Source organism: Candidatus Aegiribacteria sp., from assembly GCA_021108435.1.
Classification (GTDB): domain Bacteria; phylum Fermentibacterota; class Fermentibacteria; order Fermentibacterales; family JCC-6; genus Aegiribacteria.
The window spans coordinates 1-19,089 of the sequence record JAIOQY010000112.1 but is presented as its reverse complement, the minus strand read 5'-3'; the positions used below and the strand labels follow the sequence as shown (position 1 = coordinate 19,089).

Here is a 19,089-nt window from a genome sequence, read left to right as displayed (position 1 = left end):
GCTCTTCCGATAGCTTCATCGATTGCCTCGATGCCGGCTATCGGCCTGAGATACATCTTCGCGCCTCTCTGAGCTTTGCCGAAGTAGTAGAAAATGAGAAAGATGAACAGAGCGCCGGCTACCAGCACTCTGACTTTACCCGTATGGAATATTTCACCTTCACCAACTACATCTGCTTCGAAGACAGGGCCGAAGAATTCCTCGTTATCAGATGATACCGAAGCAATCCTGTATTCGTAAGTAACACCCGGTTCTATCGGGTATTCAGGATCGAATCCGTCGACAAATTCTGCCGGCACACCGGCAGGAATAGACTTGACTAAATTCCAGGCATCTTCGCCGATATCACCAGATGTACGCCTGTACACATTGTAGCGTAAAATATTCTCGGTATCAGATGGTAGTTCAAACGTAACCAAGAGCTGGTTACCAGCGTCATTGGGCTGGTCCAGCACTGTAACAGAACCAGGGGCATCTAACCCGGGATCAGGTTCCAGCAGCGGTTCTCCTTCTGCAGGCTGAGGTTCAGTTTCCTCAGCAGCAGCATCCTCTGTCACCACTTCTGAAACGGTATCATCAGTGGGTGTCAAATTTTCGACACTATCCTGAGCCGCAGACAGTGAAGGGATCATAAGGAGAATCAGAGCGGCTGGAATACCTATCCAGTTAATCCGCATGGATCCACCTTTCACTTTAATGTTCAATTGTGTTCTACTCGAAAAATTCGTTTATCTCGCGGGCTACTTCAGCGCCCACACGCTTTGAGGCTGCAGCGCTTCCGGCCCCGATGTGAGGTGTAGCCACAGTTCTTTCATATTCCACAAGGGGATTCCCTCTGGCAGGTTCCTTTTCGTAAACATCAACTCCCGCGGCAAAAACCTTCCCGGAGTTCATAGCATCAAGAAGCGTTGCTTCATTGATGGTTCCGCCTCTGGCGCAGTTCACTATTACAACGCCGTCCTTCATCATATCGAATTGCGGGGCATCAAGAAGGTAATGAGTTTCTTTATTGTGAGGAATATGCAGACTTATGAAATCGGATTCTCTGCATAGTGTTTCCAGATCAACTTTCTTCGCTTCTATTCCGTCCACACTGTCTATGTACGGATCGAAGAAGATTACGTTCATCTCGAATCCTTTTGCGCGTTTGGCGACTTCCTTAGAGATTCTGCCAAAGCCGATCAGACCGAGTGTGGAGTGCCAGAGTTCCTTTCCCTTACCGTAAGCTTTCTTGTTCCATTCACCCTGCTTCATTGTGCAGTTGGCCGGTCCGAGGAAGCGGCTGCATGAAAGCATATGCGCCAGTGCAAGCTCTGCAACGGCAACACTGCTTGCCGAGGGTGTATTTCTTACGGCAATACCAAGATCAGCTGCTACGTCTAGATCAACATTATCCAGACCAACGCCGCCTCGAACAACAAGCTTCAGGTTTCCCGCGGCTCCCTTTTCGAGTACGGGCTTTCTGACCTTTGTCGCGCTCCTGATGACAAGCGCGTCAAACGCCGGAGCGGTTTCAAGCAGTTCTTCAGGTGTCATGCCGGTTTTCTCAACAACCTCGTGTCCGCCTTTCCGGATTGCCTCAAGAGCATCTTCAGCAACCGGATCACAGATGAGTACTCGTGCCATTTAATTCCTCCTGTTTCAAAACGATGAAGGTTACAAAATTACATACCCCTAAGTATTATGCATACTACAGATGAGGGTATTTCAAGTCAATGAGAAACCTGTCTATTTTTTCAGCAATTTCACTGCTTCAAATACTATCATCTCAGCTGTGAGTTTATACTTCTCTCTCACTTCAGCAGGAGTGCCGCTTGTTCCGAAACTGTCTCTGACCGCAACGACACCCACAGGAACAGGATGCTCCGGCGCAAGGGTTTCGGTTACAGCTGCAAACAACCCTCCGCTTGCCTGGTGATCTTCAGCAACCACAACCGCTCCTGTTTTTTCAGCCTGCTCAATCAGAAGCTCCCGATCAAGTGGTTTAACAGATACCATATCTATTACTCCAGCTGAAATTCCACGTTTCGACAGTATCTCTCGAGCGGTGAGTGCCAGACTAACCATGGCTCCGCACGCGACCAGAGTTATGTCATTTCCGTCCTCCAGAAGATGCCCTTTCCCGATTTCAACCGATGCGTCAACAGGATATATCTGTGGAACAGGATTCCTCCCGAAGCGAATGTAAACCGGACCGGCTGTATTCATAGAAGTCAGTACTGCAGCTCTGGTCTGATTCGCGTCAGCTGGTGCTAGCACATGCATATTTGGAAGCACACGCATAATGGCAACATCCTCAAGAGCCTGATGAGTAGCTCCATCAGGACCCACACTTACTCCTCCGTGAGCACCTGCGATCTTTACGTTCAGATTCATGTAGCAAATGCTCGTTCGTATCTGATCCCATGCTCTTCCGGCAACGAAAACGCCGTATGTACCAACGAATGGGATGAATCCAGTCAACGCGAGTCCTGCTGCCTCTCCGAGCATGTCCTGTTCGCTGACTCCAAGATTGAAGAACCTTTCAGGAAATTCTTTTTCAAACGATGCGCTTCCGATTGACCTTGAGACATCTCCTTCAATTACCACAACTCGATCGTTCTCTCTGCCTGCCTGGAGGATTCCCTCAACGTAGCCTTCTCTTGTTGGTCTGAGGTTTTTCATGAAAGTCCTCCCCGAATTTCCTCGACAGCGGCTTCGTATTCCTTCTCATCTGGACATCTTCCATGCCACAGGCAGGTATTTTCCATGAAGGATACGCCTTTACCTTTAACGGTATTCGCGATGATAACCGATGGAAATTCGGTCTCTTCGCAATGCTCGAATGCCTTCTCAAGGGAAACGAAACTGTGACCGTCAGCAACGATCACATCCCATCCGAATGCAAGCCATTTGTCTACAAGAGGTTCGATCTCCATGACATCAGATACGTGTCCATCAAGCTGAACTCGGTTCCTGTCAACAATTGCGGTAAGATGTTTTAAATCGTAGTGAGACGCTGTCATTGCCGCTTCCCAGACATTTCCCTCCTGAAGCTCACCATCGCCTAGAAGACAGTAAACGCGGCTGCCTCTGGAATTAAGCCGGATTCCGTGAGAAATGCCGCATGCAAGTGACAGACCCTGACCAAGGCTTCCTGTGGAAGCGTCCAGCCCTGACAATTTGCTCATGTCCGGATGCCCCTGGAGCCTTGAATTGAATTTCCTGAATGTTAACAGTTCGGCAGGATTAAAGTATCCCCTTCTGGCAAGCACGGAATACAATGCAGGGCAGGCATGACCCTTGGATAGAATGAACCTGTCCCTGTCTTCCCAGTATGGCTCTTCCGGGCGTATTCTCATAATTTTCCAGTAAAGTTCAACAAGGATCTCAACTGCGGAGAAAGATCCCCCCGGATGCCCGCTGCCGGCTGCCCGTATCATCTCCAGAACATCAAGCCTCACCCGTCCCGCAATTGGGGTCAAACCTTGTATTTTGATATTTACCACAATTTACTGGCTCCAATCAATCTATAAATTGATTTTGAACTGTATTTTCTGTATCCCCTGAAGGTAAGTTGCGATGCTGCATTAATGTCATCTATCTCCTGTAATCATTAAAAATGTCAAAATACAAGGTTTGACCCTTTGTAGTCGGAAAGGAATTTTGCAAGGCCGCTGTCTGTCAGGGGGTGCTTTACAAGCTTGCGCACAACCGCTGCGGGAACTGTCGCAATATGCGCTCCTGCAAGAGCAGCCTGTTCAACATGCTGCGTATGCCTGATGCTTGCGGCGATTATTTTTGTGGAAAATCCGTGAAGATCGAATATCTCGGCAAGATCCGATACTATCTGCATCCCCGGAATACCGATATCGTCCAGTCTTCCTACAAACGGACTGACGAATGACGCGCCTGCCAATGCAGCGGTATATCCCTGCGCCGTAGAGAAGATGAGAGTCACATTACACCGGATTCCTTCTTTTTCCAGAACTGATACTGCGGCAAGCCCCTCCTCGCCCATAGGAATTTTGATAATAACATTCTCATGCCATTTCGTCTTCTCCCTGCCTTCTTCAATCATCCCTTTTCTGTCTGTGCTGATAACCTCCGCACTGATTGGTCCGTCCACGATTTCACAGATCTCCGCGATTACATCTTTGAAATTTCTGCCTTCCTTCGCAACAAGCGATGGATTAGTCGTTACTCCGGAGAGAATTCCCCATGATGCGATCTCGCGGATGTCATCAACATTAGCTGTGTCAAGAAACAGTTGCATAGTCTTCCCTTCAATCCAGGTCTGTCATTGATCCCTTTTTCTTCAATACTGGAACTGGTACATATCCTGTAACCAGAGTCTTTGGTTCGTCAAATCCAAAATCAACCGTGATCTGCCACTCGGTACCCTTCCTCACAGCTTTTCGGACAAGTCCCTTACCATATCTTGGATGCCTGATAAGATTTCCTCTGCTATAGGAGATAGTCCCCTCATCAATGCTGGAAGCTGTTTCAATGGTTTTACCGGTTGCAGTCTCAGTGGAAAACTGAAACCTGTCTTCTCCACTGCTGATCTCATAGATGAACCTGGAAGGTCCGGATTGCCTTACTCCAGGTCTTTTTCTATTGATAGCACAGGTCAGTATCAATCGTTCCTTCGCCCTTGTCATGCCCACATAAAGAAGTCTTCTCTCCTCCTCAATATCACTCGGATCATATTCGCCGGGCCTTACGAACGGAAGCATTCCTTCCTCGAGTCCTGCTACGAAAACAGTATTGAATTCCAGACCCTTTGCGCAATGAAGAGTCATCAGGACAATTTTCCCGCTCTCTTCTCCTTCATATTCGTCAACTGTCGTAGCCAGACTTATCTCGGTCATGAATCCCGGCAGACCTCCTGCTGATGCGGCATTGTCATACTCGCCGACACTTTTTCTGAACTCAGCGATATTCTCTAGCCTGGATAAGTCAATGATATCACCTGAATCATACTGTTTCGCGATGCCGACGATCTCAAGCAGGCTTTCCACTGTTCTGGACGCAGAGGCGCCAGCAAGGATATCTTCCTCCGCTAGTTTGAACCAATCACCCAGTCTCTTCAGACCAACCTGAGCTTTGGAGGTGATTCCCTTTATCTTATCGGCGACAAGCATCGCTTCTATTGGATCAATGCCGGTGGAATCGATATACGTAAAGAAGGATGATGCTCCCTTTTTCCCAAGCCCCCTTGAGGGTCGGTTTATGATCCTCTGCAGGCTGAGGCGATCATTGTGATTGAGGAGGATTCTGAGATATGCTATTATGTCTTTAATTTCCATCCGTTCATAGAACCTCTGTGAACCGACAACCTCGTAGTTGATTTTGTGTTTTCTGCACGAGGTTTCAAACTGTCTTGATTGAGCGTTAGTCCTGTAAAGTACAGCTATGGAATCTTCAAGGCATGAACCGTCCTCCAGTATCTCCTTTATTTTTCGAAGAATCCATTCTGCTTCTTCAATTTCGCTATAGAGGGATTTGATCCTGATCGGACATCCTGAATCCTTCCTGGTCCACAATGTCTTGTCATGTCTTTTAAGGTTATTCCTGACAAGAGCTGATGCTCCACGGAGAATATTTCCCGTTGATCTGTAGTTTTCTTCCAATCTGATGATCTTTGTACCGGGAAAATCATCGGAAAACTGCAGAATATTCTCAACACAAGCTCCTCTCCATGTGTATATGGACTGATCATCGTCTCCTACAACACATACACCTGTATCATTCGCGGTGAGTTCGATAAGAAGTTCATGCTGTACTTTATTTGTGTCCTGGTATTCATCCACGAGAATATAGGAGAACATGGAAGAGTAATATTTCTTGGTGTCAATATTTTGACGTAATATCTTAAGTACGCCTGTCAATAAATCGTCAAAATCGAATGCTCCTGATGTTTTCAGGTGTTCCTGATACTTCGTGTATACTTCTGCAAGATCGGCATCTCTCTGATTCATAACCTGCAGCACAGCCTCTTCCGGAGTTATCCCGCTGTTTTTATTTCGGGATATGTATCCCTTTGCCAGTCCTGGTGTTATCTTCGTTTTAAATTCTGCATTCTTTAGTATTATTCTAATAAGGGTTCTCTGATCATCAGCATCATAAATAGAATAGTTCTCATTATAGCCCAGATGATGAGCCTCTCTGCGAAGAATCCAGGCACAGATCGAATGAAACGTGCCCATACGGACTCTGAAGCCTTTTCCAGGAAGAAGTGCTTCGATCCTTTTCCTCATTTCACCTGCCGCTTTATTGGTGAAAGTCATAGCCAGAATTTCCCACGGTGCCGAATAATCAATTTCTATGATTCTTGCGATTTTCTCGGTAAGCACCCTTGTCTTACCGCTTCCCGCACCTGCAAGGACAAGTAAAGGCCCATCCATATAGTTGACTGCTTCAAGCTGTCGTGGATTCAAATCGTCTTTAATTACCATATTCTCTCTAATTGGAAAGAGTCTTGCTTACATGTAGAGTACTAGTTAGAAAAAAGGAGAAAAAAAAGTGATTAAGCCTGGACTGAAAAGCTGGTTAATGGTTGTTCTCGGAGGACTAACTATTCCGCTTTTCATTCTCATCACATGGCCGGTCTGATCCCCTCCCTGATCGGTAATTGAGAATAATCCTGTGTCCAGGAAATAAGCAGGCAACTGGCTGACCCCTCCAGTTGCCTGCACTCTATTTGCATTAATAATCAAGATGTCAGAATTCAAGAGCTTCAACAATATCAATACTCCTGCTGCATCCAAGTCTTCCAGCACCGGCATTTATCATTGACAAGGCCTCCTCAAGTGTTCTGATTCCGCCTGATGCTTTTACACCGATCCTGCCTTTAACAGCTTCATGCATCAGTGCTACATCCTCTGCTTTTGCCCCTGCACTGCTAAAACCAGTAGAGGTTTTTACCCATGCTGCTCCATTATCCATAGAAATATTACAGGCAAGTATTTTTTCATCGTCTGTAAGCAGACAAGTTTCAATAATAACCTTAACCGGTCTTCCGGAAGCTGCATCTACTACACCCCGGATGCACTCAGCAACTTTCAGAATATCTCCATTCTTCAGATATCCGACAGGCATGACCATATCAATTTCGGAAGCTCCATTCTCAACTGCTCTTGCAGTTTCTTCAGCCATGCAATTGGTTGCACCAAGGGGAAAACCTGCTACGGAACAAACGAATGGTCTGGCTTCCTTCAGGATTACATTCGCTTGCGATACCCAGATGGGGTTGATGCAAACTGATGCAAAACCATATTCAATAGATTCGACGCAGATTGTCTCAATATCAAATGGACCTGCGTCTGGTCTGAGCAGTGTGTGATCGATCATTGATGCAAGTTCAGCCCGGGTCAAAGGATTCAGCTCTCTCTGATAAAGTACAGGTTGATAGAACCGGAAACAATTGATACGGCATCGTCTGTAAAAATGGTTCTACCGTTTACTTCAATCGTCACCGGCTGTAAGCCTTCAGGAAGGGTAAGTCGAGCTATATAAATCTGCTCTGGAAGGGTCAGCCATGCCCTGAGATCAGCTCGTTCAGTAGCAGCACCTGCAATACTCAGCAGAAGCCCCGTAATATTTGATACTGTACTGTTTTCAGAAGTGAGTTCTTCTACAATCTGTTCACCTGCTTCAGCAACTCCTGCCTTTATCGCCAGCCGTGCAATGGATCGGACAATGTCCCGGCCAGCCTGATCTTCGAGATTCTTGAGGGCAATTGCGGCAAGATCCTCAGCAAGAAAACCGTCTGACTGGCGGCTTCCGGAAGACAGAACAACTGAAAGAGTTTTCTGCTTGAAAGCTGCTATCCCCGGGAGAGCAAGTCTGTAAACCCTGTCGTCAAAGACAAAGGTATATGACCTCTCTACTCTTGGAGGAATAAGACCGGCCTCAAGAATCACGACAATCTCTCCGTGAGATGCATCCGGACCCTGATCCTGCCAGTCATCGATTTCAGGCCATTGATTTCGGTAATTCTGGAATACCGATTCCATTCCCATTTCGTTTGATAATCTTAGAATATCTGACTTGACTCTCGTGGGGGCAGGAATTCCGTATTCCACCGCATATGATGAATCATAAACAGCTGCGCTGTTTCTGTACGCAATCAGCGCATTATTGAGATCACCTGATTTTTCGAAGAGGATACCCATCAAATAGCGGATAAACGCGTCATCACTATATCTGTTCCTGTTGTCTCTTTCGTAAGTCAGATTGAAAGCACGAAGTTTGTTATTAACAGCGCGGCATTCTACCAGAGCATCTTCCATGTTGTTTTCTGAAGCATAGGACGCAGCCAGACAGTAATTTATGAATACCTTTTCGTAATCCGCTCCCCTGTATTCCAGAGCAAGATCACTTGTAAGAAACGATCCCACTTCCTGCCCCAGTTCAAGACCTCTCTGCTGATCACTGAGACGGTCGGCCTGAAGAAGTACAGTCACGGCTTCTGAATACTCACATGAGAGTCTTTGAAGATTGCCTAATTCCATCAGATAAAGCAACCTGTTCTTACCGGTTGAATCCTGAAATGACTCTCTGAATTCCTGAAGGGCGAGGTCCGGTCTATCATTTCGAAGATCGGATGTTACAGGTCTCATTTTCCGAGTGTAATCTGTAGCGCAGCCCGAAATAACCAGCAATCCTGAAAGCATCAGGATAACTGTTGAGAGGACAATCAATTTTATCATAATCCAGGACAACTTCAGAGTGATAGCAGAGAACTGCTACCACTCAATCATTTTCTTTATCTCAAGGCTGCCCATCCAGGCTTTCAGTGCGGTTTCTACATCAATCAGTTCAATGCTGACCTGATAGTAAATACTTCTGGTATTATTTTCTTCATCAACAATTGAACCGATATTCCCGGTCATCACATAATCTGCGCCAATTTCACGTCCATACTCTGCTGCTGTTTCAGGAGAGGAGAAAATCTGCTGATCCGATCTTTCGGATCTGACCTCACCCCTGCTCGCTCCACCGGCAGCAATCTGCACTTCTCCGGATTCAAGCAAAGCCCTTTCAATTTCGTTCATGAACAGATTTGTGTTAATGTGCTCGGAACTCTCATTGAAAATCGATCCAACAACTACAACCGGCTGAGGAGCGCGTTCTCCTCTGGTTCGATCTCCAGTTCCAAAAGCAGTGAGCCAGCGACCATCCAGACACTGTTCAACAATCGAATCGGCAACCATGCGAGCATCGGTTTCGTTCCAGTAGCCGCTAAGGTCTGTTACCATGTCCGGATCTGTTCTGGTTACCTCACGGCCCCCACAACCAGCTAAAAGAACAATTACAACCAGTACAAGACTATTCAATAAAAGTTTCATGCTTTTTTCCCTTCGGTTAGATTTCATTCTTTACAATTCACTGTATTGGCACTACTCCACGGAATATCACATTGTAATACCCGATTCCCCTGAGTGCGGTTCCAGCAACAGGAGGAATAACCGGCTTGAAGATCAGCGCATACGAAGATTCCATTTCGGATAGCGAGCCCGGAGATTGACCCCATGCATCTCGAGTCCATTCCCACATCACACGATCGGAAGGGGACTGATTATCTGAGAACATAGAAAGATTTGCAGAAGATATGCCAAGGATTCCTGACAGAGTCATGGTGATAAAATCAGAATACGCATTAAATATTTCCCATGTATCTTCGATTTCAATAATCCCGGATTCAGTTGCAACAGTCAGTTCAGCTCTGCTTGGAAGACGGCTGCCTCTGTCATGAAGATAGAGGTTTGCAGCCTGCCACGTAAGCGATATGGCAGGAATATCAAAACAGCCGGTCTGAACTGTGATACCGGTGACAGATCCCTGATTATCTTTGTAGATAACCCAGGGAGAGTACCGGACAAAAACGACATTAGCGTACTCTTCGCCCATTGCTTCCCCCGGCATCAGGAGTTCCTCCTGACCCGAAATATATATGGGTATTTCCTGCACGTGATTAATCTCATTCGAAATCCATGATAAAACATCTCTGCAGATGACAGGTTCCGAATCGATATAGAATGGACCTGTTTCAACGTCCTCTCCATCTATAACGACAATAGAGGCTTCTACGTATTCCATACCCTCCGGTGGTTCAGGAATATCGCAGTGAGTACAGAATGCGCCTGAATTCTCTGTTCCGCAAGCAGGACAGATCCATCCCCAGGCCAGTGCAGCAAGAAAGAATAAAAGTAGAAGAACTTTCAAACCGGTTCACCTCCAGATCGAAGCTCAAGAATTATAAATCTTTGAATTAACCTATCTGAATTCTGACAGTAAACACTGTCCATATTGCTAAAACTCCGCTCCAAGAGTAATATGGTTTTCCGGTTTTCGGGAAATACCCCGGAGATCTGTTCTCCAGGCAATGTCGTGCTTCAGAACAAAATAGCCAAGATTAATCCTGTAACCAATCCCTATTCCCATTTTAAGATCCTCAAGATGATAACCTCCAGCGGTTGAAGCACCATGGAAGCTGCTGATATCATTGAAAGCACAGCCAAGATCGATGAAAAGAACTCCTCTTCCGTTTCTGAAAGTTATCGGAAGGGGTGCATCCAGAGCAAGAGTATTTATGAAAGGCACTCTCAATTCTGTGGAAAACAATCCGTACCTGCGACCCTGTATCGAAACATAATCGTATCCCCTGAGTATATCTCCATAATTGGTGTAGAATCCAAGCAACTCATTTATCGTATCCACCTCACCCCAGAGTAATCTGTGGGGCATAGCTCCGCCGAGGAAGAACGTTTGCGCATCGGAACCCCAGCTTGTGCCACCTGCAAATCTTGTTGCAAGAGTAACTTTTCCTGATACCCAGGTATAATTCCTGAAATCAAAGAATACTGTGCAGTAGCTTGCTGAACCTGATATCCCGGGAGCGAACTCCCCGCGAACAGAAAATCTTTTCCCTATACGAGGACCGACACTACCCCATAATGAGTTGTCAACTACCGCCCCTGCGTTGATGGAAACGATATCCTCATCAAGGTTTACTGATGAATTCCAGATACCGGTTCTGCTCAACCTGCGATAGCTCAACGAACAGTCTATTCTGACAGAAGGGCTGAATGGATAACTGGCAGCTCCAAATCCACCGAAATCAACATCCCTGACTCCCTCTTCGCGTCCATCAGAAAAGCGGAAAAGATAACGATTGGATTCGCGGAAGAGACCAAAGCCCAGATCCATCCTGTGTTTAAGGTAACCGTAATAGACAGCAGCATCAATTTCACTGAGACTGCCTCCGTTCATATTCATGTTGATGATAATCTGGTGATGGGCAAGTATGTCGCTTAGTATTACCTGAGTGTATCCAGCAAGTCCGAGGTATGAGTCATACGCCGCTAAAGCGCTGGCGTAATCCACCGATATCCTTGGAGAGTAAGGGGTAATGCTGCATTCGAATTCACCCTCAGCGGGTTCGACTGATACATCTGGTATTTCCAATTGATCTTCAATACCAATGCTTATCACTTCTACTCGGGTTTCTTCTCTTTCCGATGAGTCCGGTGTGGTAACACTCTCGGAATTTCCGGCTTCCTCAATGTGGATAGACACATCTTCAGAAGTATCTGTGTTTTCCGTTATTCCATATGATACCGCAATTGATCCCGGTTCACTGAAGATTACCCTTCTTTCGAGAATATCGTATGCCAGAAACACGCCGTTCCCGTTCCAGTCGCTTGACACGAATGTCAGGATCTCATTGGAATTCGCCCAGCTCGGAGAATCGATTGTTCTGTACAGCGCTGTAAGGCGGTCAACCTCACCTGAGGATTCATGAAGAAGGTAGAGGTCGGGATAGCCATTCATGTCCGACATGAACAGTATGCCATCCGGAACAGAGATCGGATATCTGATCTCGGAGGAATCAATAAATATTGTTCTTTGAGACCCATCAAGACTATGGCCGTGTATCATGGTTGTTTCCGGATCAACTTCAGCAGCACAGAGAATTTCATCTCCGTTCCAGGATAGATCCCGCTCACCAACGTAATCATGAGATATCTGACTCAGGGAGTGCTCAGAAAGGTTCCAGACATAGATATCGAGTTCTCCATCATACATACCGGCAAAAGCAATGAATGCCCCGCATGGTGACCACACAGGATCGCGAATAAGATCCATTTCGAAAGGAAGCTGTACCTGCTCTTCATCAAAGCATACGATGATCCGATCTCCGGAGATGTACTGCACCGCAATTGCAATCGAGTCTGCAGTTGGAGAAAAGCTGCATACCCGGTACATGGGAGACACCCTAACATCAGAATATCCACCGGAAACGAAAGGCCTGCTCTCAAGCTCACCAGTTAGAGTTGATCTGACTGCTACTGCAAGATCAGCATGATGCCACTCAACTCCCGCAATCAATCCGCCATCGGACGAAACAACAGAACCATTCTGTACTATTCTATCTCCGTTTCTGCGAATCGGGTTACCAATGTCATCAGGGCTTTCACAACAGGCAAGTTCGGACAGGTAGGTTTCGCGAGCCCACTCCTGAAATCTTTCATTGAACTGGGCAAGTGACATTCCCATAGCAGCAAAAACCGCACCTTCAAGCCCTTCTGAATTCCTGATGTTGAAAACGAAATCCAGGAATACTTCCTCTCCATATCGCTCAAACATGAAGTGATAGATTGCCTGACCCTGTCTATAAACGATGTAGTCTGTCCTTTTTGACAGCTCTTCAATGGAAACTATCTGGTTATTGATAACCATATCCCTGAATTCTGCTTCCGTTGCACCGTCCCAACCTGATGATGTGAATTCAGCAAGTCCTTCCATCAACCATAAAGGTGTTCTGGCCATGATTATCTCCCGAAGGGAACGCCTGTAAATCATATCAAAGATGAATGCATGGTTCAGTTCATGAGCAATCACATGACGGAATTCAGACCAGAATCCATTAAATGGTATTACTACACGCCCTTTGAAGAACTCGGTAAACCCGCCTACCCCCTGTGGAATTTCGTAGGGATTGATATTCGTCTGACGAAAATCTCCGGGAGATAAGTATAGAATAATTGGTATCTTATTCTCAGGTAAATAGTTAAATCGTTCAGAAAGTTCAAGTAAAACTCTTTCCGTATGCACAAGAAGAGTTTCAGCCGGAACCTCTCCACCCTGAGGAAAGTAGATAGTAAAATGTCTTGCCCGAATCTCCCACCAGTCCTGCTCTCCGGACTGTACTTTGTTTCGACCATATGCTGTAGCCATACAAATAGATACAATAAATAATAGAAGCAATACTACTTTTCTCATAGAACCTCCTGCATACTGTCCGAATTATTACTGTTCGACTATACTGCAAGGGTGCCCAATCGAACAGGAGTAATATGAAAGTATCGCACGCAACAGGACTATATCTGGCAGTATTAATTCTGATTATAACAGCCTGTGATGAGCCTGATTCGTATACATCTATCCCCGAACATGATCTGGTGGAACTACGTGAATGGTCAGGAATTCTGGCTCGACACTGGATGCTGCCCACCGTTGACAGTCTTCATGCATTAAAGCCGGACAGTCAAGAGATTCAATCTCTCATTATTCTATGTGATTCTCATCCTGAAGCATGGGCGTATCTTTACAGCTGTATTACTGACACGATCTCTATTCTGGAACCTCCTCTACCAGCATGTCAAAGGTAACATGAATTCAAATACCCAGGACCAGGGAGAATAAACTGCTTAACTTGATTCCTCGTCCTGTTCAGAAGCTTCTGCTCAGCGGGAAGCGATCGTGTTCCTGCAGCAACTGCATACTGCTTCTTGATATTTCCGGTTTTACATCAATGACAGAGCAACTTATGGAACACGGAAAAGCCGGAGCTGAAATTCTCTCTCAGATTCTTGGTAGAATTCTGTCAAGGTCAATACACGAAATCTACGGTCGAGGTGGTCTAATAGCACAATTTGAAGGTGATTCCATTATTGCTGTATTTCCGGAAGATCCTCCAGCAGCTGCTTACAACGCAGCAGTATCTTTGATGAATTACTTCAGGCAGAATCTTTACCGACAAACGAAATTCGGCACCTGGGAAGTACACGCCTCGTTTGTTCTGGCGCATGGTCCTGTTGAGTGGGGAATAGCCGGAAGAGAAAGACTGATTCACTATATAAGAGGTGACGCAATATCAAGGGCATCCAATTTATCGAAGGCTGGAAACGCGGGACAACTGCTGATTGACGCCAGTTTCTTCAAATCTGCAGGATGTGAAAGCGTTCTGGATCTCAAGCATCTTCCCCCTGACAGGACAGGGACCAGCTCGCAGAATTTGCAGAGAATTAAGAGAATAGTCGCTTCAAGATTTGCTCCGGATCTTATCATTTCAAGCAGACTAACCGGAGAATTCCGAGAAATAACTCCTGTCTTCCTTTCACTCAGAACAGGGAAATACGACAACCTGAATCACTTTGTGGAAAATATTCTGGAAGCATCTTCTTTTTATGGTGGTCATGTATGCGGTCTGCATCTCACATCTGATTATCCGGTTATCCTTGTTCTGTTCGGAGCACCGGTCTCATGGGAAAATAATTCTGCCCGGGCATGCGGTTTCGCAACCGACTTGATTAGAGGCCGGTTCAGCAGCAGTATTCGAGCCGGAATTGACTCAGGAACAGTATATGCCGGCATGACAGGAAACTCCAAAAGATGCACCTATACGGTATACGGAGATGTAATCAATACAGCAGCAAGGCTTCTATTCAGAGCAGACTGGGGCGAAATACTTGTCACAGAAGAAACATGTGAAAAAACTGGCAGTGAATATGCCTGGAGCGGCAGCACCAGTTTGATTCTGAGGGGAAAAACTGATAAAACGATAGCCCGGAAGCTTCTGTACTGCCAGAGCAATGGAATCAACCGCATTCATGAAGGAGAAATGGTCGGTCGGTCTGCGGAACTGAATTATATCATCAATCGAATCTCTCCATTGAGACAGGGAGCTTTCGCAGGAATTACTTCAGTCTATGGCGAGGCGGGAATTGGAAAATCCCGACTGCTCTTTGAAGCAGTTCAATCTCCTGCAGCATTCTGTCAGACCGTTGTACTGAAATGTGATGATATTCTGAAGATCAGCTTGAATCCATTCGAGTATTTTCTCAGGAATTACTTCCAGCAGAGCGATTCAAATACAACAGATATCAATAAAATACTCTTCGAAGAAATAATGGAATCTCTTGCCCTGGAGCTTGAATCAGATTCACTCCCTTCCGAAAGTAAAACCCTTGCTGAAGAACTGCGGCGATCAATATCTATTATCGGTTCATTACTCGGGCACTTCTGGAAGAATTCTGTTTTTGAGAGGATAGAACCCGGACAGAGATTCGAGAATATTGCCATAGCAATCGGGACCTTCCTCAGATCTCTCTCTACACTCAAGCCTCTGATAATCCTCATTGAGGATGTACATTGGATGGACAACGATTCAAAAAGACTGCTTCAAATTCTAATAAGAGATATAAAACACAATCCTGTTGCTATTATGGTTTCAAGCAGATACATGGATGATGGATCAAGACCGGAAACAGGAATAGAAGCTTTCATGAACGCTGAATCAATCGATCTTAACCCGATAGATGAAAGGGCATCAATATCTATCATTGCAGCCAGATTCAATGCGGAATCCGGACCGGAGCTGACGAGATTCATACTGGATAGAACAGAGGGAAATCCATTCTATATAGATCAGTTCTGCATATATCTGAAAAATTCGGGAATGATCACATTCAAGAACGGCGCATGGCACTTGATCAAGGGAGAAGTGGAAGTTCCATCCGGAATCAAATCCATACTTGTGGCACGAATAGACCGTCTTCCCATGAAATTGAGATCTCTTGTACAGGTAGCATCAATACTGGGTCAGGAGTTTGATATCAATGTACTTTCTGAAGTCTCCGGTGAAACAACAGTTAATTCTCTCCTCCGGAATGGCATCGTAGAGCAACTGTGGTCAAAGATTTCTGAAACTGAGTACTCCTTTAATCATGCTTTGTACCGTGACGCAGCATATGGAATGCTTCTTGAGAAGGAGCGCAGAAAATATCACAGAAAAGCTGCTGAGACACTTATCAGACTCAATATTGATGACACTGAACAGGTTGCCGGGAAAATCGCGTTCCACATGGATAACTCCGGACAAAACTCAAAAGCTCTTGACTGGGGATGGAAAGCACTGATTATCGCAGACCGGAATTGCAGACTGTACGAATGCCTTGACTGGGCAAATAAACTTCAGGAACAGCTCTTTGCGGATACTGAATCCGCTGCTGGAAATGAACTGCTTCAGGATGTGCTTTTCAAAAAGAACAGCGCTCTTTCCAATCTTGGCAGACACACGGAACAGAAAGAGAACATTGAACTCCTTAAAAAACTCTGCAGGGAGAAGAACTGGGAGAACAGGAGAATTGATCTTCTTGTAATACAGGCGGATTATTACAGCAGTATCGGCAAGATAGACGATGCATTCGCCATATCTGAACAGGGATTGGCCGCAGCAGAAAAAGCAGGGGATAAGAAATGCAAAGCTATGCTTCTCAGTAACACCGGTATACTTCACAGGCGCGCAGGCAATATCGATGAAGCGGAGAAATGCTACAGACACGCTCTTGAAGCTTTTCGCGAAGCAGATGACAAAAGGCTTGAAGGAGAAACACTGGTGAATCTAGCGATTCTTCTAAGGCAACAGGGGTTGAAATCGGAAGCTGAGATGTACTACAAGCAGGCACTGACAATCCACAGAGAAGTAGGAAACCGCAGAGCTGAAGGCTATGTGCTGACCGGTCTGGGTCATCTTTCAGAGGATGATGAGAAAGCTCTGTTCTGGTTCAAAAATGCTCTGCAAATCAACCGGGAGGTTGGTGACAGAAAAGCGATTGCCATAGCACTGGGAAATATAGGCCAGATAGAATCCAACAGGCAGAACTACTCCACAGCAACGGATAATCTGAACATGGCCCTGAAGATATTCATGGAGATCGATAACCAGCCGCTTCAGGCGGGAACGCTCCATATATTCGGAGAGATGTACATCCTTCAGGGAAAACTGCGAAAAGCCGACAAATGCCTTCGGGATTCGCTTGAAATAGCCAGGCAAACCGGTAGAAAAAGACTTGAAACTCAGGTAACAGTTCTGCTCGGTATTGTATCCGCATTGAAGGGGGAAACTGAAAAAGCACTGAAATCCTATTCCGTGGCATACGATCTGATCGTTAAGCACAGATTCTCAAAAGAAATTGATGAGGATTTCAGCAGATTGCGCTCCCTCCTTCTGAAAGCTGATATAATAGAGGATGCTCTTCCCTGGCCGGATCACTGGGATTTGCAGGAATTTAAAGAGGAATAGCCCACTCCGGGTAATAATACGCGAATGCGGCAACTACAAAGATGAGGGTGAAATGACTAATATTCTGTTTTTGACACTGCTTGCTTTGTCGGTAACATCCGGGGAGGCATCTATCGGTATTATTGAAGTTTTCCATAAGGATCTGCCTCCGTCACTTGAGACATTGGATCGGACTAATGCAGTACTTGCGCGCTTTGTGGATGATTATGAAATCTCATACAATCTCATTACGGATTCAGCCACGGTGGATCTGATTCGGAAGTACAGCCTTCCGGATACACACTTCCCCTTCGCTGTTGTAATAGGCGGCAGTTATTCCGCAATGATTGATGGCGAGCAAATCGACTTCGTGCATTTCCCTCTTTTCATGCACGGAATCGGAAGACACGAGGGAAACTGGTCAATGGAATACCTTGAACTCGTGCTCAATGACAACACGCTTCTAATGGATGAAAGCATTCTGCCTGTTCTGGATGAAGAGGGAGACACCCCGTGCCAGGGGGAAGAGTAATTTACTCAGCCTAACGAACGCGGGTGACCAGACGGGAAATGTCTTTGAACATTATCAGAACAAAGATCATCAGTATCAGAATCATGCCGGTCTGCTGAATAATCTGAACATGTTTCTTTGAAATTGGTTTTCCTCGAATACCTTCACAGATAAGGATAACGATCTGTCCTCCATCCAGTATCGGTATCGGAAGAAGATTGAAAATCATGATAGCCAGTGAGATATTTGCTATTGTCCAGAGGTAGCTTGGCAGTCCTGATCTGGCCTGTTGCCCAAGTGTTTCCGCAACGTATATAGGTCCTCCCGAACTCTCTGCAAGTTCAGCAGGTTTTTTGAACAATTTGAAGAGTGTTATGCAAACGCCAACAGCTCCACGTCCGGCGGCATTCAATCCTTCTACAAAAGCTTCACCCGGTGGTAATTTCAATCTCTCGGAAGGTAATCGAACAGTTACACCGGATATTATATGTCCATCGTATTCCTGAGGTGTAACAAAGACCGTATCCTTGATTCCGTCCCTGCAGAAGGTTATTGCCAGTTCATCAGTAGTGCTGGTAACCATTTTCTGATAGTCATACCATATCGCCACAGATCTTCCATCGATTGCCGTTATGCTGTCTCCTGCTCGAATACCTGATTCATAAGCCGGCAAGCCTACAATGGATTCGCCTATGACTACCGGAACAAGTGGATGAAACGGAATTGAATCCGGTGAGATTGAGTATTCAACCTCTTTTCTGCCAGCGTCAGAACCTATTAGAAGGGTACCCTCAGGAACTACGATCAGTTCATTCAACATTCCAAAATAGTCAGCTACCGGAGTATTGTTAACTGAAAGTACCGTATCACCAACACCAAGTCCGAACAGGTTATCAGAGTTTCCTACTATCGCAGGAGAGATGGAAACATCCCAGCCCACTACACCGAAAATGAGGATGAGGATGAGCGCGGTGAGCACAATATTCGCCAATGGACCCGCAAGCGCTACAAGAGAACGCTTGAACCAGGATATACCCGGAGCGGGATCGCCTGTAGTACCGAGATTAACCTTGACATACCCACCAAGCGGGATCGCGCCGATGCAGTATTCAGTATCTCCAAGTTTTTTCCTGAGAATAAAGGGAGGAAAGCCAATGGAGAATCTTTGAACATCCAGACCAACTGCCTTCGCCATGAGAAAATGCCCCATCTCATGAAAGAATACAATCACTCCCAGCCCGAA

General features: G+C 45.8%; 15 protein-coding genes. 3 read left to right on the top strand and 12 right to left on the bottom strand.

The annotated features are described in order from the left end of the window. The 11 genes from K8R76_06605 to K8R76_06555 form a co-directional block, all read right to left on the bottom strand. Positions 1–677 (bottom strand): hypothetical protein (locus K8R76_06605; protein MCD4847844.1); only part of this gene is annotated, 677 nt, incomplete at its 3' end. Between the two features lie 34 nt (positions 678–711). Further along, positions 712–1,626 (bottom strand): D-2-hydroxyacid dehydrogenase, encoded by a 915-nt coding sequence (locus tag K8R76_06600; protein ID MCD4847843.1) that lies wholly within the window; start codon positions 1,624–1,626, stop codon positions 712–714. Positions 1,627–1,728: 102 nt separating this feature from the next. Further along, complete coding sequence (locus K8R76_06595; GenBank protein ID MCD4847842.1) at positions 1,729–2,664, bottom strand: transketolase family protein; 936 nt, start codon at positions 2,662–2,664, stop codon at positions 1,729–1,731. After that, positions 2,661–3,479 carry a transketolase gene (locus K8R76_06590; GenBank protein MCD4847841.1) on the bottom strand — a complete coding sequence of 273 codons (819 nt, stop codon included), beginning with the start codon at positions 3,477–3,479 and terminating at the stop codon, positions 2,661–2,663. Before K8R76_06590 ends, K8R76_06595 begins: the two co-directional genes overlap by 4 nt. Positions 3,480–3,604: 125 nt before the next feature. Further along, positions 3,605–4,255: a fructose-6-phosphate aldolase gene (gene fsa, locus K8R76_06585; GenBank protein ID MCD4847840.1), complete on the bottom strand. Its 651-nt coding sequence runs from the start codon at positions 4,253–4,255 to the stop codon at positions 3,605–3,607. Between the two features lie 10 nt (positions 4,256–4,265). Continuing rightward, positions 4,266–6,440: a UvrD-helicase domain-containing protein gene (locus tag K8R76_06580; GenBank protein MCD4847839.1), complete on the bottom strand. Its 2,175-nt coding sequence runs from the start codon at positions 6,438–6,440 to the stop codon at positions 4,266–4,268. 265 nt (positions 6,441–6,705) lie between these two features. Then, positions 6,706–7,359 (bottom strand): deoxyribose-phosphate aldolase, encoded by a 654-nt coding sequence (gene deoC / locus K8R76_06575; protein ID MCD4847838.1) that lies wholly within the window; start codon positions 7,357–7,359, stop codon positions 6,706–6,708. 5 nt (positions 7,360–7,364) lie between these two features. Continuing rightward, on the bottom strand, positions 7,365–8,696 hold the full coding sequence (locus K8R76_06570) for a hypothetical protein (protein ID MCD4847837.1): 1,332 nt from the start codon (positions 8,694–8,696) through the stop codon (positions 7,365–7,367). Positions 8,697–8,732: 36 nt separating this feature from the next. After that, a complete protein-coding gene (locus tag K8R76_06565; protein ID MCD4847836.1) occupies positions 8,733–9,335 on the bottom strand; it encodes a penicillin-binding protein activator LpoB in 603 nt (200 codons plus the stop codon). Positions 9,336–9,372: 37 nt separating this feature from the next. Further along, positions 9,373–10,212, bottom strand: coding sequence for a hypothetical protein (locus tag K8R76_06560; GenBank protein ID MCD4847835.1), 840 nt, complete (start codon positions 10,210–10,212; stop codon positions 9,373–9,375). Between the two features lie 87 nt (positions 10,213–10,299). Then, a complete protein-coding gene (locus K8R76_06555) occupies positions 10,300–13,272 on the bottom strand; it encodes a hypothetical protein (GenBank protein MCD4847834.1) in 2,973 nt (990 codons plus the stop codon). Between the two features lie 74 nt (positions 13,273–13,346). Here K8R76_06555 and K8R76_06550 point away from each other — a divergent pair, with 74 nt between their 5' ends. From K8R76_06550 to K8R76_06540, 3 genes are read left to right on the top strand one after another with little or no spacing between them, the layout of a single operon-like run. Continuing rightward, positions 13,347–13,661, top strand: coding sequence for a hypothetical protein (locus K8R76_06550; GenBank protein ID MCD4847833.1), 315 nt, complete (start codon positions 13,347–13,349; stop codon positions 13,659–13,661). A 44-nt stretch (positions 13,662–13,705) separates the two neighbouring features. Further along, a complete protein-coding gene (locus K8R76_06545) occupies positions 13,706–17,356 on the top strand; it encodes a tetratricopeptide repeat protein (GenBank protein MCD4847832.1) in 3,651 nt (1,216 codons plus the stop codon). Positions 17,357–17,408: 52 nt separating this feature from the next. Further along, a complete protein-coding gene (locus tag K8R76_06540) occupies positions 17,409–17,867 on the top strand; it encodes a hypothetical protein (protein ID MCD4847831.1) in 459 nt (152 codons plus the stop codon). A 10-nt stretch (positions 17,868–17,877) separates the two neighbouring features. On the opposite strand, the gene rseP is transcribed toward K8R76_06540, so the two are convergent. Beyond that, positions 17,878–19,089, bottom strand: a 1,212-nt coding sequence (rseP, locus tag K8R76_06535; GenBank protein ID MCD4847830.1) for an RIP metalloprotease RseP, incomplete at its 5' end; no start/stop codon positions are given.

Bases quoted from the DNA above. Each gene is read 5' to 3' on its own strand.
- K8R76_06600 (MCD4847843.1), bottom strand. From the start codon at position 1,626: ATGGCACGAGTACTCATCTGTGATCCGGTTGCTGAAGATGCTCTTGAG.
- K8R76_06565 (MCD4847836.1), bottom strand. From the start codon at position 9,335: ATGAAACTTTTATTGAATAGTCTTGTACTGGTTGTAATTGTTCTTTTA.
- K8R76_06580 (MCD4847839.1), bottom strand. From the start codon at position 6,440: ATGGTAATTAAAGACGATTTGAATCCACGACAGCTTGAAGCAGTCAAC.
- fsa (MCD4847840.1), bottom strand. From the start codon at position 4,255: ATGCAACTGTTTCTTGACACAGCTAATGTTGATGACATCCGCGAGATC.
- K8R76_06540 (MCD4847831.1), top strand. From the start codon at position 17,409: ATGACTAATATTCTGTTTTTGACACTGCTTGCTTTGTCGGTAACATCC.
- K8R76_06595 (MCD4847842.1), bottom strand. From the start codon at position 2,664: ATGAAAAACCTCAGACCAACAAGAGAAGGCTACGTTGAGGGAATCCTC.
- K8R76_06570 (MCD4847837.1), bottom strand. From the start codon at position 8,696: ATGATAAAATTGATTGTCCTCTCAACAGTTATCCTGATGCTTTCAGGA.
- K8R76_06555 (MCD4847834.1), bottom strand. From the start codon at position 13,272: ATGAGAAAAGTAGTATTGCTTCTATTATTTATTGTATCTATTTGTATG.
- K8R76_06550 (MCD4847833.1), top strand. From the start codon at position 13,347: ATGAAAGTATCGCACGCAACAGGACTATATCTGGCAGTATTAATTCTG.